Below are 16537 nucleotides of genomic sequence, written 5' to 3' on the forward strand. Positions count from 1 at the left end.
AATGTTGTTATTTATTCTGCTGCTCTTGCATAAGTTTCGAAAACTTGTTTTTTACGCGATTCACCCATAAGTTTTCTCCTGAAACAGGAGTGTCCGAAAAATAGTTGGCAAAATTTGCAAACGACAACTTATGCAAATCAAAGATAAAAACACGTGCCTTTGCTGTAGGAAACACCGCGTATTGCCAATCGCGGCAAAAATTTCCCCCATTATTTTTGTGGTAACCGGAAAAAATAGGAAAGTTGCTCTGTGTGTCGATCGAGTATAAATAAGTATCCCGAGAAGTAAAAACGGCCAACATTTTACCATTGGGAGAAAAAGACAACTGATATTTTTTTCCAGGTAAACTAATCGAATGGTGTTGCCACCTGCCGTTTTTACCTTCATATACCAAATACAAGTGCCCGTCTTTTCCTGCAATAGCACACATCGCTTGCTGCTGCTCATTTTGAGGACACCACGCCGCTATTTCGAAAACATTCTCGCTTTCTTCCAATCTCGCAGTGTAAAGAGTTCTACCGTTAGCATCTAAAATAGAAAAAAAGTTCTTCTCTTGCCCTGCAATCATAAGACCTTTCTCTGGTTGTGTACACAAAACACGGATGGTACGTGAACACTTTGCTAACTTTCTGATTTTACCCGCAGTATATTTCCATATCTCATTTGAATAACTTACGTATAAATCATTGTTCGGAGAAAGCGCAACACATCTTATTTCTTTCTTTGTCGGATTATTCACCCATTCGTTTACCACTTGTCCATTTACAAGTGCTCCGTCAATAATTTTGTCACTGTTCTGCAAATCGAGTTGGGCAAGATTATCACAATGAATTTTAATTACGTATTGTTTACGCAGCCTTTTATGGTGTGCAAGAATCACAAGCCACTCGTCATCATGACTCAACTTTATGTCTCTCAAATCGAGAAGCGGGGAAAATGTCAATGAGTTCGCAAATGTATTTTCCTTTTTTTGCCAAATAGACAACGCTTTATGCCATGACAGTATCACCGCCTTTATTTCCTTACCCTTTTTGACAAATAAAGCGGGATGTGATGAGACTAGCTTTTCATCCACGGCTAGCTTAGTTACTAGTTTGTAAGCATTCTCAGTTTTACGATTTGGCAACAATAATTGTCTTAGCGTATAGGGTACACGCCATCTTTCCAGGTAAAACTTTTGTTTTTTCTGTACGACAACGATAATTTCGTTGCGCTGTTCATCATAGCGGGCGTAGTAAACGTTTGGCTGATGATAAATGGCTTGTCGACTGAGCAGGTCTCGTAAATAAAAATGATTTTCCCCATCAAGAGTAAAGAAAAAATGTTCATTGAGAAAAGCAATCTTATTGATTTTACTAAAAGCTTGTTGTGCACTGATAACATTCGCTTTATTTTTAGACACTAAGGAAACATAATTAAGAGTCCCCTCCTCTGTTCCCCATAAAAACTTTTTGCCATCAAAGCTCACCGCTCCCGATGCCAAACCTTCCATACAGTTGGGTGTAAAGGAATATGTATGTGGTTCTTGTACCTGGAGATCGTAACGCTCTAACCGGGTGTTGGAGTATATAAAAAGTTGATCTTTTCTCCAAACGGGATATACATTATTCAAATAATGCGCGAGTTTTCGCGTATGCTTTTTTTGTATGTCATACACATAGTAACCATCATTCTGCACGTGAAAGGAAACATACTTACCGCTCGAAGAAAATTCAAAATGTTTTGCTTTGTTACCCTGGCGCTTTTTGCAAATTTCTTTTGCCGGTTTATCACTGTATAAATCCCATAGCGACGGACCTTTTTCAAGTGAGCTATACGCAAAGTATCTGCCATTAGGAGAAAACTTGCCGTCAACCATCGCCATCCACACTGCGTCACTCTTGATTACCTGCTTGGCATGCATATCATAAATCAATAAACGCTGTTCACTCTTTTCTTCCTCTGGTATTGGCTTAAGAAAAAAAGCCGCCAAGTACCTACCGTTATTTGAAAAGCAGAAACGGTTACATGTCCCCACTATTTTTTTCTGCGATAACATATGGATATTTTGTTGCGGAATATTGTTGCCGCTGTGCATCATATATAATTGTCTGGCTTTACTTATCAACGCGATATCATTATTTGTCGACATACCTATTTGATAAATATCTTTTACTCCTGTGAGTTCGATCTTAGAAGTAATCTTTGGCAAACTGGGTAGCAAGAAATAGCGTATAATTTTTTGGGTACTGTTAAAAAAGTTTTGTATATTTTGCTTTTCGTTCACCAAAATGGAGTGGTATTTTTTATCTTCTATTCTCTCTTCTAGGCCCTCATATTGTCCTTTCATCTCTCCTAAGATCGAGTGTATTCCTTTCGCTGAAGAGAATTTTTCATAGAACTGCATGAGCTTATCGTTGGCAACTTTGTCGTAATTTTCAAAAGAGGACTTGACCTTGAAGCGACGTTGCTCTTCCATCGCGATATTTTGTTGCTCTATGGCCTGTTGTTTTTCCTGTAACGCCCGTTTTTGCTCATCTAGGGTGTTATTGAGAATAAACAAGTACGGTGGTATGATAATAAGCATAATACCAATGATTGTCCCCGGTAATTTGTTCTTTCGAAACCAGTTATAGTTCTTTGTCATGAAACCCGGCGGTTTGGTTTTTGTGGGTTTCCCATCTAAAACACACTGCAGTTCTTCACATAAAAACCCTACGCTATGAATGCGATTTCGTGGTCTTTTCTCTAGGCATTTTAGGCAAATTACTTCAATATCTTCATCTTTTTTTATCTTGTCATTTACACGTGAGGGGCGTACAGGGGTACTGTGCGAAACTTGAAACAAAATCTCAATAACATTCTCTCCGGAAAAGGGAGAAAAACCGGTCAAAATTTCGTAAAGAATAACCCCCAATGCGTAGGTATCGCAACTAGCAGTGGCTTTTTTACCTTCCATCACCTCCGGAGCAATATAACGCGGAGTACCGACAATGTCCCCGGTTTTGGTCATATTTGGTGTAATATCAAGGTCTCGCGCTATACCAAAGTCAAGGATAATAGGTGTGCCGTCTTCAGCGACAATGATATTGGCAGGTTTTAAATCGCGATGGATAATATTATTTTCATGAGCATATGCCACACCACGACATACAGCGACAAAAGCACCTAATTTGTCTTTGAGAGGGATGTCTTGAGCAATGTATTCTCCAAAGGAAAGACCTTTTATGTAATCCATGGAAAAATAATAAAGGTGATTGCCTTGCGCATCAACAATGCTATTGAGTTCCTTGACGGCAATGATATTGGGATGCTTGAGTTTGGCTGTGGATTGCGCTTCCCTGATGAACCTTTTCGTAGTATTTTCATCCATTTGGTCTAGACGGATAAACTTTACCGCGCATTCGTCATTGAGAAATGTGTCTCGGGCGTGGTAGACGACCCCCATGCCACCACGCCCAAGTTCACGAATAACTTCAAATTTACCTATTTTTTGTATATTGTTGGTTACAGGCAACATCTTTTCAAGTTGTTGCGCATTGTACCAAGTTTTTTGATTATTGGACGCAACGCAAGTTTCATCTATTTTCTGATTGTGGACAAAAGATTTTATTTGCACCTGCGAATACGGTCCATATTTTTTTTGCTGTTTTTTATTGTAGATATACCACGAGTCCATAACGTCACCTACTGTAATTATTTACCGAATTAGAAGATACTTCAATGTATCATCTATCAGACTACAGTCAAGAACGTTGTTATTTTTTCACAATGTTTCGCAAAAACTACAAAGCAGGCTTGGTAGGTATAGGTTTACCATGGGGATCAGACTGTGGATTTTTTAATTCTTGCGCTATTTCCGTACATAAATCGTTTGTCAAATAGTGTTCCATTTCATCTGCTGGCTGGTGAACGTGATCTTCGGGCAAACCCAGTTTGTGAATATACGCTTCCCACAGACGATGCGCACGCATAAGATTTTGTGCTTTTTCCGTGCCAAATTCGGTAAGGTGAAGCTCTCCGTCTTTTTCCGTTAGTATATTTTGCTGTATAAACCGCACAATCACATTATGACGATAGTTTTTTACCAAACACCTTTCTCCTAGTTCGTGCGTGCGATACATATTCACGAGCGCATTTTCGGCATGAAAACGTTTTTTCAACTTATATCTACGTGCGAAACGTACGACAACACCGTACTTGGGTGAAAAGAAAAAACACATGGCAAAAATACCACCTGCGGCAACCGCCATACATCCAGCAATAGAAACATCTCCTCCCAATGCTAATGCCAGCATGTACCCAAGAACAGAACTCGCAGCCCCCACGATTCCCGAAAGAAAAATCATCAATGAAAGACGGTCTGTCAATAGATATGCACTTGCTCCAGGGGCAATAAACATCGCTACCACAATAATAGCTCCCACGGCTTCAAAACTCGCAATGGTCGTAATGGCCACAAAAAACATCAATAAGTAATGGATTAGCTTCGGTTTAAGTCCCATGGATAGTGCCAAAGCAGGATCGAATGTTGAAATTTTGAGTTCTTTGTAAAAGAAAAAAATAAATAATATGTTGATGAGAAGTACAATTCCCAAAGTCCAAGCTGACTTAGGTCCGATATCGGTTCCGCCCTTCATAAAAGTATGGCCGTCAAACTCATAAGGCGTTCCCCCCACCACCCAGGTATCAAAGGGTGTTGTAGCGATTTCTCCGTATAGCACACACTCGGTATCTAAGTCTATATTTCCCGCGTTTGCCACCATAATAACTCCAATAGCAAACAAAAATGTAAACACCGAACCAATTGCGGCGTCTTCATCAATAAGACGTGAACTTTTGAGTGAATCCACGAGAATGGGCGTAAGAACTCCGATGATACCGGCTCCGACAAAAATAGCGATGGAATTTAAACTACCACTTAGCATCACCGCTACTACGATTCCAGGTAGAACAGCGTGGCTTATGGCATCCCCCATTAGAGCTAATTTTTTTAGGATCAAAAAACATCCTAGAATGCCGCAAGCACTACATACCAAAGCCCCAATGACCATGATCCAAATTTCAAAACTAGCAAATGCCATAAGTGTCATGTTGTTTTCCTTTCTCGTGAGAAATCAACATTGGGAATCGATTTTCCATGCGGGTCCTGTGTCGGAGATTGCAGTTCTTCCTCAAGTTGCTGAACTGTTTTATCATCAAGTGCATGCTCTATGTCTTCGGCATCACGGTGTACATGGTCACTTGCTATGTCCATTTTCTCCGTGAGATACACTTCCCACAAGCGATGTTTACGTATAATTTGTTCGGCCTTATCTAAACCTTGAGGAGTTAATTGCCAACCACCATTAAACGATACCAATCGCTGTTTCTTCACCAGATAATGGAGCAGTTGCCGTGTGGCGTAGTTGGAAAAACGAAAATAGGTGGTAAAATCTTTCAAAGTAAAAATAACCTTCCAGTTCTCGCGTTCTTCGCAAGTTTTGTAGCAAGACTTCAATATATTCTCGCGGCGAATTCGCTGTCGGTTGTTGCGCAAGCGAAGCCACTTGGGAATAAGTCCGCGATTGGGAGCAAAAAACATACTAAAAATTAACATAGTTGAGCATACGACAACCATCACCGGTCCAGTGGGAACTTTGCTCATAATGGCCGAACAAAAAGACCCTACTACCCCTGCAAAACCACCAACAAACGCGGCAATAATAATCATTCTTCCTAGCTGATCGGTCCATTGACGCGCAGCTGCCGCAGGAAAAATGAGCATCGCCACCATTAATACAACCCCCACCGCTTGTAGTCCTACCATTACCGCTAATACGATGAGCAAAGTCATGCATAGTTCTAATTTTTTCGCCGGTAAACCGAGAGTTATCGCAAAGCCACGGTCAAAAGTCAAAAGTTTGAACTCTTTGTAAAATAAAAGGGTGATGCCTATGAGCAATAGACACATCGTTCCGATTACATACAAATCGTAACGCACGAGTAGGGCCGCTTTCCCAAACAAAAAAGCGTCTAACCCTGCCTGGTTACCACCAAAATTCTTTTGAATCACCGTCAGTAATACAATCCCAAATGCAAAGAAAACCGACAACACCAAACCGATTGCCGTATCGCTTTTGATACGCGTGTGCCGGGGAATTTCCGAGACAATAATAGCTCCAAGAAGCCCTGTAATAGACGCCCCAACGAGAAACAGCAGTGGATCTTTCACTCCAGTGAGCATATAGATGAGACAAATACCTGGCAATGCAGCGTGGGCCATCGCATCGCTGAGTAAACTTTGCTTGCGCAGCAAGGCGAAAGAGCCGATCACTCCACTAGAAATTCCCAATAAAATGGCACCAAACATCACCCAACGCCTAGTACTTCCTTCAGGTAAAAAGTACTTACCTATTTCGTCAAAAAGCCACCAATTGCTAGTCAATAATTCCATCCACCCGGCCTTTCGTCATTGCATTAGCGGCTTTACTGAGAATAGCAAGTTTACCACCATATGTTTTACGCAGATTTTCTTCGTTAAATGTATCATCAACATTACCAATAGCAATTTTTCTCATATTGAGAAGCAAAATCCAATCAAAATACTCATTTACGGTTTGTAAATCATGATGTACAACGATAACGGTTTTTGATTGTTCGCGCAGTTCGAATAACAAATTGACAATTGCCTTTTCGGTAACGACGTCTACTCCTGCGAATGGTTCATCCATAAAATAAATGTCTGCTTCTTGGGCCAAAGCACGTGCCAAAAAAACGCGTTGTTGTTGCCCACCGGAAAGTTGACTGATTTGTCTCTGGGCAAAATCTTGCATACCCACTTTTTCTAAATAGGTGTAAGAGATTTCGCGATCTTTTTTCCCTGGGCGGCGAAACCAACCAATCTTGCCATAACGCCCCATTGTCACAACATCAATGGCTGTTGTGGGAAAATCCCAATCGACAGATCCACGTTGCGGTACATAACCGATACGATGACGCACCTTCTGGTATGGTTCATTGAAGATTTTTACCCAACCAGTTGTTGAGGGAATGATTCCCAACATTGCCTTAATTAACGTAGATTTTCCTGCCCCATTTGGCCCAACAATTGCCATCAGTTTCCCACGCGGTACTTGAAAGTCAACATCCCACAATACCGGATGAATGTGATATGATACCGTGAGGTCGTGAACATCGGCAACAGTTTCTTCGTCTACTTTTTTCGATTCTCTCCCCATAATCTTACTCTTTGTCGGTACTAGAAAGGGCACGAACGATTGTCTTTACATTGTGCTCTACCATTCCAACGTATGTGCCTTCGATTGTACCTGGCTCTCCCATAGCATCGGAAAATAGTGAGCCACCCATTTTAACTTCATGACCAAGCTCTTTACAGTGCTCTATTACCGCCTCAACACCTTTATTCATCACCGAAGTTTCTTCAAAAATCGCTTTGATATTGCGTGATACAATTACCTGAACAATACGTTCAATATCTTTTATTCCCGACTCGGTAACAGTACTTACCCCTTGTAATCCCATCACTTCAAAGCCATACGCTTTTCCCATATAGCCAAAAGCATCGTGAGCCGTAATCAGCACCCGACTTTTTTGAGGAATTAAATTTATTTGCTGTTGTGCCCAAGAATGCAAGGTTTGTAATTTTTTTATATACGCCTCACTATTTTTCTGGTACGCTTGCGCATTTTTTTGGTCTACCCCACACAAAACTCCTGTAATCTTCTTCACAGCTTCTTGCCACAACGATACATTGAACCATATATGCGGATCGTGTAATCCATCAAACCCCTCTGGTTTTATAAGTTTGCTCTCCGGGATACCATTGGTAATCGCACACACAATTTTGCGACGACTCATCGTCATTAAAATCTTTTGCATTTTGCCTTCAAGATGTAGGCCATTGTAAAAAATGATATCTGCCCTTGCGAGTTTCTTGGTGTCATTTGCCGTGGCCTTATACAAGTGAGGATCCACTCCCGGTCCCATAAGACTATCAACGGTAATCAAGTCTCCTCCGACGTTTTCTAATGCATCGGCTATCATTCCCGTAGTAGACACCACATATAATTTATCACGATCTGCATAACACGGAATTACCAATAGAATGAGTAATAAACTTATCATGTATTTTGTCATTTTTAAACCTTTGTAAATATAAATTTGTGGTTTCGGTAATGATCGTGGACTATCCGCCAACAACCATTACCGAAACCACAGGGTTTTCAATACAGACCAATTACAATAAATTGGTATACTTTAATCTAAGCACATTAGATACGCCGAGTCAAACAAAAAAGTTAGTTTTTCAAAATAAAAAGTTAGACGCACCTAACTTTATTTAAGTGAACCTTTTTGTTTTGTGAAAAGTATTATGTAATAATGCGGTTAAAGCTACGTTGTATAAAGAAAGTGAATTCGTTTTCCGATTGGTGCCCTCACCATCGAATAGCAGTTATCAGCTATCGCTGTAAGCTGCTATTCTCGTACCTCTCCCACAGGGAGAGGTCTAATGCTTCTCTTTTGTAAAAAACAAAATTCACTTGATTTGCGAGCCAAAGTAATTTTGTGTCTCGACTAGACGGTATAACATAAAACGAATGGATACACATTAAGACGTGTTACGCCTCTCCTGTGGGAGAGGCATGAGCATTGTTGCTTTCAGCGCAGCTGAAATCTACAAGGCGATGGTGAGGGCACCAATATAAAAACGAATTCGCTTTCTTTATACCTATGCAAAGCGATTGGTGAGGGCACCAATATAAAAACGAATTCGCTTTCTTTATACCTCTACAAGGCGATTGGTGAGGGCACCAATCTGAAAACGAACCTACAAACTTAGTCACCTTATAACAAGGAGATTTTTATTATGATTATGGCAGATGTATTGGCAATTACGATGTTTATTATCGGTTTATTATTGAGTCTCAATGCTCTACTTCTTTTTTGTCGTGGGATATGGCTGGATACGACAAATGATATAAGTGAATTGTGTTCTCAAGGTCTAAAGAAGAATTTTTTCTACGGACTTATTCCCAGTGTGGGTACCGTGTTTTTCGCCCTTGTTATAGGTGAAAACGCCAAAAAAATGGGAAAAATTTTGGGTCCAACTATTTTGAGTTTATTTTTCCTATATTCATGTATTGGCCTTAGCGGTTTTGTTACGATGATAGGACAAAGACTCATTGCCGACAAAAATTCTCTATGGAAAACAACCGTCGCCGGAGGAGCCTCTTTTTCACTAGCATGCCTACTACCCATTTTGGGTTGGTTTATCTTGTTTCCTGCTGGTCTCATCATTGGCTGTGGCGCCAAAATGCGTGCTCGTAGTTATCGCAAGCAACGCTCGCTACAAAATGCCAAAACACAGGAAAACGCAAACACAGAACAAAATTCACAAGAGGAAAGTGATGAATAGGCGCGATTTTGTCAAAGTCATGGCCGGAACATTGTCGTTATGTGGTTGCAATGACATGATCAGTGCCGTATCCAAACAATTTGGGCAAGGTATTCCCAAAACGCTTACTCCTGCACAACAAAGCACGCTAGATAAAGATTTTCATTTTTTATCACGAACGACCTATGGTCTATGGCCGGGGGATCTCGAAAAAGTAAAAAATATGGGACGAAAAGCGTGGTTAGAGAAACAATTGCAACCGCAAAACATCAACGACACTCTTTGCGATCTCCGTGCACGACGCTTTGAAACGATTCATCATCATTTCTCCACATGCTACGAATACAAGAAAAAAACACTGCGTTCTGAAATGGTAAAACATACTTTATTACGCGCTATTTACAGTCGTAGACAGCTCTTTGAAGTCATGGTGGGATTTTGGAGTGACCATTTTAATATTCATATTGAAAAAGCCGACTGTATCTACTTGAAAGCCACTGACGACCGTGAAGTGATTCGCAAACATGCTCTCGGGAATTTCCGTGATTTAATTCGCGCTTCGGCAATTTCTCCGGCCATGTTAGTATACTTGGATGGTAAATCCAACAAAAAGCAGAAACCACAAGATATTCCCAACGAAAACTACGCTAGAGAATTACTAGAACTACACACCTTAGGTGTTTACGGAGGTTACACCCAAAAAGACGTTTTTGAAGTAGCGCGAGCACTCACCGGATGGCGTTATCATCGTCGCAAGCGCGATGTTTTTTTTAACGTACATCTTCACGATCAAGGACAAAAAACAATACTCGGACATACTTTGCCGGCAAATGGAGGAAAAGAAGATCTCGAACGCGTTCTTGACATAGTATGCAACCATCCATCCACCGCGTCATATATTTGTTACAAACTTGCCAAACGGTTTGTTGCTCCCAAACCTCCCAAACAACTTGTGACAAATATGAGTAAAGTTTTTTCCGACACCAAGGGAGATATCAAAGCTGTCCTGCGCTATCTTTTTTTGAGTGAAGAGTTTTACAACCCAACATTCTTTGCACAAAAATTCAAACGACCATTTCATTTTATCGTGAGTTCTTTACGCTTCTTGGCTGCTGACACTTATGCACGAAGACCACAGATTAATTACTTAGAGCGTATGGGGCAAGTGCCATTTCAATATCCCACACCTGATGGCTATCCCGATGAAATGCAACCCTGGCTAGGAACACTGTTGTGGCGCTGGAATTTTGCGCATGCCGTTGCCGCCAACAAAGTCTCTGGGACACGTATTCATCTACGGAAACTTCTCAAAAGTTTAAACATCAACGATAAAGAACAAGTAACAAAGGTCATCGCTCATTTTATAGGTCGCCTACCTACACCTCAAGAACAACAAATTTTTGCGGAATACATGAACGACAAGGATATGAAAAAAGCGACAAATCAACAAGAGTTACTGGGTCTTATTTTATGTTCTCCCGCTTTTCAAAGGTATTGATATTATGGATATATTACGCCAAGGTTTCCTCCGTAAATTATTGTTTGCCAAAAATAAAGAACAAAGTACCACACTGGTATGCGTATTTTTACGTGGTGGTGCCGATACATTAAATTTTGTGGTTCCTTATGGCGACGATGACTATTATCGTTTGCGTCCCTCCATCCACATCGCCGCCCCCAAAAACAATAAACGCGAAAGTTCGATTCGTTTGGATGATTTCTATGCCTTCCACCCTAAATTATCACCTCTTTATCCACTTTTTGAGGAAGGAAGACTTGGAATCGTTCAGGCAGTAGGTTCCGATAATACAAGCGGTTCACATTTTGAAGCACAAGATCAAATGGAACACGGAAGCAGCCAACACCAACTTTTAGGTAGTGGTTGGTTGGGAAGACATCTGCGTTTACATAACAATGAACACAAAAAAGCCATTTCTGCTGTCGCGATGGGAACGACAATCCCAGAGTCACTACGCGGTGCTCCTAATATCAATGTAATTCAGAGCCTGAGTGACTTGAAAATTCATACCGCAAGTGGCAATAGTCAATCTGCACGGGATGCCATTGCGAAAATGTACGGCATACAAAGCAATATTCTCAATCAACATGGACAAGACACTCTTGGTTTATTGCAAAAAATCGAAAATCTCCAAAAAAGTGAATACCGTCCGGAAAATAACGCCAACTATCCGCAAAATTCCTTTGGAAATGAGCTTCGCGAGGTAGCGCGTTTAATAAAGGGACAACTCGGTTTGCAAGTGGCTTGTATCGACTTAGGTGGTTGGGATACGCATTTCTTTCAAGGACAGGAAAACGGTCTTCAGGCAGGTAACATCGACACCCTTGCAAAAGGACTTGCGGCATTTGATGCCGATTTACACCGCTACAAAAATTCGGTAACTACCGTCGTTATGACCGAATTTGGTCGCCGCGTTTACGAAAATAGTTCCATGGGTACCGACCATGGGCGCGCATTTACCTTTTTTGCTTTGGGCAACAAGATAAATGGCGGTCAAGTACTTGGTAAATGGCCGGGACTCAAAAATGACAATGACGAAGAAGGTCCGGGAGGATTAAAAGTTCAATACGACTACCGTTCACTACTAAGTGAAATTTTACTCGATGTTTTAAACAACCGACAAATCGCAAAGATATTCCCTAACTTTCGTCCGCAAAAAATAGGTTTAACGAAACGCTAATCGCTACTTCGCTTCCGATATATGCGCCAACACGGCAAAATAACCACTGCACACACTAGACAGAAAATTGCTAGCGTAATAGGTCGTTCCCAAAGAAAACTAACAGAGCCGTTGTTGGCGAGAAGTGCACGGTATAGGTTGTCTTCTATTGGTTTTCCAAGTATAAAACCTAAAAGCATTGGCGCAATGGGAAATTGAAGAAGACGTAATAGTAGCGCAAAGATTGCGATAAACACCATGATGTATAAATCAGTCGTGTTAAAAGAAACCAAGTACACACCGATCAAAGAGAAAAATAAAATAAGCGGTATCAAAATAGGTCGCGGTACCGTGAGCAGCTTTGCGATGTAGGGAATGAGAGGTAAATTCATGATCAAAAGTACCATGTTGCCAATATACATGGAAATAATTACCGACCAAAATACTTGCGGGTGATCGACAAATAAACGTGGCCCAGGTTGCACACCATATGAAATAAGAGCCCCCAACATAATCGCCGTAGTTCCCGATCCGGGAATACCCAACGTGAGAAGGGGAACAAAAGAGCCAGAGCACGCCGCGTTGTTTGCCGTTTCAGGAGCGGCTAAACCCCGCAAACTACCTTTGCCAAATTTTTGTTTTTGTTCTTCACTCGCTAAGTTTCTCTCCACGCCGTAAGCCAAAAATGAGGCAATGGTCGCACCCGCTCCCGGCAAAATACCAACAAAAAACCCCAAGATAGAAGAACGCCCTATCGTGGGAGCAACTTCGCCAAATTCTTGTTTACTGATGGACAAATCGGAAACTTCCGTCGAAGACGTATCGCTTTCCTTCACCGGAACGAGAATATTGTGTAGTGCCTCGGCCAAAGCAAAAGACGCCATGGCTAATAGTAAAAAACTAATGCCATCGAGAAGGTCTATACTCCCAAAAGTATATCGTTCCACTCCAGTGGAGAGATCTGTTCCCACGGTAGAGAGCATTAGACCAAAAATAGTCATTATCCCTGCTTTTAAGTAATTTCCCTTACCAGAAAAGGCGGCCACAGTTGTCAAGCCTAGCACCATGAGCATAAAATAATCACTCGATTGAAAACTTAGAGAAACTTTGGCGAGAAGCGGTGCGAAAAGCAACAACAAAAAGGTAGCGACCGTGCCACCTATAAAAGATGAATATGCCGCGAGAGCAAGAGCCTTACCGGCATTGCCTGACTTGGCGAGAGGATATCCATCAAAAGAAGAGGCAACCGTTCCCGCCACCCCAGGGGCATTGATTAAAATAGAAGAAGTTGAGCCACCAAAAATAGCCCCATAGTACACACCCGCCATCAAGATCATACCTGTCGCCGGGTCTAGACCATAGGTAATAGGAATCATTAACGCGATTGCGGAAATAGGCCCTAGCCCCGGCAATAGACCAATAAATGTTCCAGCAAAACATCCCAACATTACCGCAATGAGGTTTACCGGAGAAAACGCTGTACTGATACCAATAAGAATTCCATCCCACATAATTTATCCCATCCACCAGCTACCAGGAGCAAGATATATATTGAGCACTTGCGTTAGTAATAACCAAAATATACATGTCAATGAAAATGAAGTGTAGAACATGTGTCGCCATTTTCTCTCGCGCATAATGATAAAACAGGTATTAAGAAACAGAATAGTTGCGATGATAAAACCAATACGCGACAGCAAAAAAGCATACACAAGCATTGCCAAACACATTGCAAAAACTGCGGACCATTTCAATTGTGTGAGGGCAATTGTTTTTTGAATGGATGGCAAAACAATTAGTAATAAAGAAACAATGCATCCCATCACGCCAAGAATATAAGGAAAAGTCCGCGCACTGAAGGTACTTTCACTTGTAACGGTAATATCCGTAGCAAAGAACAAATACAAAGCGCAAAAAACAAAAAAAATGACACCGCCGACACGTTGTTCATTCATTTTTGTGTCTCCTTAATGAAACCGAGTTTTGTCATTAATTTTTGTAGCTGCTGTTCTTGACGCTGCAAAAATTGAGTGAATTCGTCATTGGCATAGTAGATTTCACTCCAACCATTTTTTTTACGTGCCTCTTTCCACAAAACTTCGTCATACATCTTACGAAAGAGTTTATCGTAGAGTTTTCGTTGCTTTTCATGTATCCCTGGCGGAGCAAAAAAACCGCGCCAATTGGCAAACACAACATCATAACCCAATTCGCGAAAAGTGGGAATATCAGAAATCGCCTTGACTCTATTCGGTGCGGTTACGGCGATAATTTTGAGTTGCCCCGCTTTTGCCAATTCCATCGCTTCCCCGAGTCCCGTAGACAACAACTGTGTTTCACCAGAGATAAGGCCAGCGAGAGCTTTGCCCCCTGCATCGTAGGGAATGTAAACAAGATCCGAAAGCTCAATCTCGCAAGCCTCACAAATCATCGCCGCCACAAGATGATCCATTCCACCTTTGACTGAACCACCCGCGATCGAAATCTTCGATGGTTTTTGGCGATACTCCGCGACAATTTGCGACCAGTTGTTGTACTTGCTATCTTTGGTCACAACCAGACACGAATAATCACCAATGATACTAGCAATAGGTGTTAGATCGCGAAAAGATTGCGGAAATACCTTTTGTAATGAGCGAATCACAATGGGAGTTGAATTGACCATCAATGTTTGCTGTTGATGTTTTGCCGTTTCAATCACATGAGCGATGGCCTTACCTCCGCCACCTCCTGACAGATTTTCATAAGAAATTTGTGGTACCAATTTCGCCTTACGCAGCACCTCTCCCACAGTACGAGCCGTAGTATCCCAACCTCCACCAACACCTCCGGGAACGAGAAAATGAATTTGTTGAATACTGTCACTGTGCAAATTCTGCGGAGATTTGCGTATGGAAAGAAAAAAGCATGCTGCTGTCAAAATAATGAGAAACGGCATGGCAAAGTAGTCATAAGTTTTCATAAAAAGCTCTTTGAAAAACGCAGTGTTTACGGTTATTGTTTATAGGCTATGCTACATTTTTTGTGAAGATTTGTAAAGGTCGGATAAAGATTCACTAAAGAAAAGGAATTCGTTTTTATATTGGTGCTCTCACCATCGAATTTAAGGTTTTAGCTTCGACAAAAGGAATTCGTTTTTATATTGGTGCTCTCACCATCGAATTTAAGTTTTTAGCTTCGAGAAAAGGAATTCGTTTTCTGATTGGTGCCCTCACCATCGAATTTAAGGTTTTAGCTTCGCTAAAAGCCTTAATTCTCATGCCTCTCCCACAGGGAGAGGCGTAACACGTCTTAATGTGTGTCCATTCGTTTAATGTTATACCGTCTAAGTCGAGACACAAAATTATTTTGGCTCGCAAATCAAGTGAATTTTGTTTTTTACAAAAGAGAAGCATTACACCTCTCCCTGTGGGAGAGGTATGAGAATAGCAGCTTACAGCGATAGCTGTAACTGCTAATTCGATGGTGAGGGCACCAATCGGAAGACGAATTCCTTTTAGCGAAGCTAAAACCTTAGATTCGATGGTGAGGGCACCAATATGAAAAGGAATTCGTTTTCTTTACACCAATCGAAAAACGAACACACAACACACATACAAAAAAAGAGAGGAAATTATGCAACTACAACACAAGCAAATACAAGCCAACGGCGTCAAATTGCACGTAGTCGAAGGTGGCAACGAAAACGGCGATGCGATCATCTTCTTACATGGATTTCCCGATTTTTGGTATGGATGGCAAAAACAGATTGCGTACTTTGTCGAAAAAGGCTATCGCGTCATTGCCCCAGATCAGCGTGGATATAACCTGAGCGACAAACCACGTGGAGTGCGCAACTATCATTTAGATACTCTCACCAGTGACATCGTCGCACTTATGGACAACTTGCATATAGATCAAGCATACGTTGTCGGTCACGACTGGGGCGGAGGAATTGCGTGGTGGCTGGCGACAAACTATCCACAGCGTGTTAAAAAACTGGTCATTTGCAATATGCCACATCTTGTCGTCCTTCGTAATTACTTACTTTCAAGCGTGCGGCAAATGTGTCGTAGCTGGTATATGCTGGCTTTCCAAGTTCCCTTTTTACCGGAAAGAATAATTCGTCATGCACTTAACTTAAAAAAAGCACTTCGCAACAGCTCCAAAAACAAAGCTTTTTCCGGAGAGGATCTAGTGAAATACCAAGAAGCATGGTCACAAAAATACACCTTCACAGCCATGATCAATTGGTACCGTGCCGGAATGCGCTATCAATTTTCCACAATAGCCAAACAAGAAATGCGCAGCAAATTAGTGGAAGCACCAACAATGATTATCTGGGGAAAAAAAGATGCGTATTTATCGTGGAAAATGGTTGAACCAAGTGCAAAAATGTGTAAAAGCTGTGCCGTACATTACATAGATGACGCCACACATTGGGTCCATCGCGAATATCCCGAGGATGTCAATAGGCGCATGGATACTTTTTTTACAAATTAGT

The 16537-nt window shown here is 41.4% G+C and carries 12 protein-coding genes; 4 read left to right on the plus strand and 8 right to left on the minus strand.

Features of this window, described 5'->3' with window-relative positions; translation table 11 throughout:
• Positions 1-7: 7 nt before the first annotated feature.
• From UABAM_RS29740 to UABAM_RS29760, 5 genes are all read right to left on the minus strand, one after another.
• Positions 8-3658, minus strand: coding sequence for a serine/threonine protein kinase (locus UABAM_RS29740; protein ID WP_151971626.1), 3651 nt, complete (start codon positions 3656-3658; stop codon positions 8-10).
• Positions 3659-3764: 106 nt separating this feature from the next.
• Complete coding sequence (locus tag UABAM_RS29745; protein ID WP_151971627.1) at positions 3765-5072, minus strand: metal ABC transporter permease; 1308 nt, start codon at positions 5070-5072, stop codon at positions 3765-3767.
• Positions 5069-6415: a metal ABC transporter permease gene (locus UABAM_RS29750; protein ID WP_151971628.1), complete on the minus strand. Its 1347-nt coding sequence runs from the start codon at positions 6413-6415 to the stop codon at positions 5069-5071. The genes UABAM_RS29745 and UABAM_RS29750 overlap by 4 nt, the downstream gene beginning before the upstream one ends.
• Positions 6399-7199: a metal ABC transporter ATP-binding protein gene (locus UABAM_RS29755; protein WP_151971629.1), complete on the minus strand. Its 801-nt coding sequence runs from the start codon at positions 7197-7199 to the stop codon at positions 6399-6401. The genes UABAM_RS29750 and UABAM_RS29755 overlap by 17 nt, the downstream gene beginning before the upstream one ends.
• Positions 7200-7203: 4 nt before the next feature.
• On the minus strand, positions 7204-8118 hold the full coding sequence (locus UABAM_RS29760; RefSeq protein WP_151971630.1) for a metal ABC transporter solute-binding protein, Zn/Mn family: 915 nt from the start codon (positions 8116-8118) through the stop codon (positions 7204-7206).
• A 730-nt stretch (positions 8119-8848) separates the two neighbouring features.
• On the opposite strand from UABAM_RS29760, the gene UABAM_RS29765 reads away from it, so the two are divergent.
• The 3 genes from UABAM_RS29765 to UABAM_RS29775 are packed head-to-tail and all read left to right on the plus strand — an operon-like array spanning position 8849 to position 12075.
• Entirely contained in the window at positions 8849-9397 is a 549-nt protein-coding gene (locus UABAM_RS29765; protein ID WP_151971631.1) for a hypothetical protein, read from the plus strand.
• Entirely contained in the window at positions 9390-10874 is a 1485-nt protein-coding gene (locus UABAM_RS29770; protein ID WP_173013654.1) for a DUF1800 domain-containing protein, read from the plus strand. Before UABAM_RS29765 ends, UABAM_RS29770 begins: the two co-directional genes overlap by 8 nt.
• Positions 10875-10878: 4 nt before the next feature.
• A complete protein-coding gene (locus UABAM_RS29775) occupies positions 10879-12075 on the plus strand; it encodes a DUF1501 domain-containing protein (RefSeq protein WP_151971633.1) in 1197 nt (398 codons plus the stop codon).
• Here UABAM_RS29775 and UABAM_RS29780 read toward each other — a convergent pair.
• The 3 genes from UABAM_RS29780 to UABAM_RS29790 are packed head-to-tail and all read right to left on the minus strand — an operon-like array spanning position 12072 to position 15016.
• Positions 12072-13565, minus strand: a complete 1494-nt coding sequence (locus UABAM_RS29780; protein WP_151971634.1) for a tripartite tricarboxylate transporter permease — start codon at positions 13563-13565, stop codon at positions 12072-12074. The two genes, UABAM_RS29775 and UABAM_RS29780, sit on opposite strands and share 4 nt — an antisense overlap.
• A gap of 3 nt (positions 13566-13568) precedes the next feature.
• Complete coding sequence (locus UABAM_RS29785; RefSeq protein ID WP_151971635.1) at positions 13569-14009, minus strand: tripartite tricarboxylate transporter TctB family protein; 441 nt, start codon at positions 14007-14009, stop codon at positions 13569-13571.
• Positions 14006-15016, minus strand: coding sequence for a tripartite tricarboxylate transporter substrate binding protein (locus UABAM_RS29790; RefSeq protein ID WP_229759327.1), 1011 nt, complete (start codon positions 15014-15016; stop codon positions 14006-14008). The genes UABAM_RS29785 and UABAM_RS29790 overlap by 4 nt, the downstream gene beginning before the upstream one ends.
• A 653-nt stretch (positions 15017-15669) precedes the next feature.
• Here UABAM_RS29790 and UABAM_RS29795 point away from each other — a divergent pair.
• On the plus strand, positions 15670-16536 hold the full coding sequence (locus UABAM_RS29795) for an alpha/beta fold hydrolase (protein ID WP_151971636.1): 867 nt from the start codon (positions 15670-15672) through the stop codon (positions 16534-16536).
• The last annotated feature ends 1 nt before the right edge of the window (position 16537 follow it).

The organism is Candidatus Uabimicrobium amorphum, assembly GCF_009002475.1.
GTDB lineage: Bacteria > Planctomycetota > Uabimicrobiia > Uabimicrobiales > Uabimicrobiaceae > Uabimicrobium > Uabimicrobium amorphum.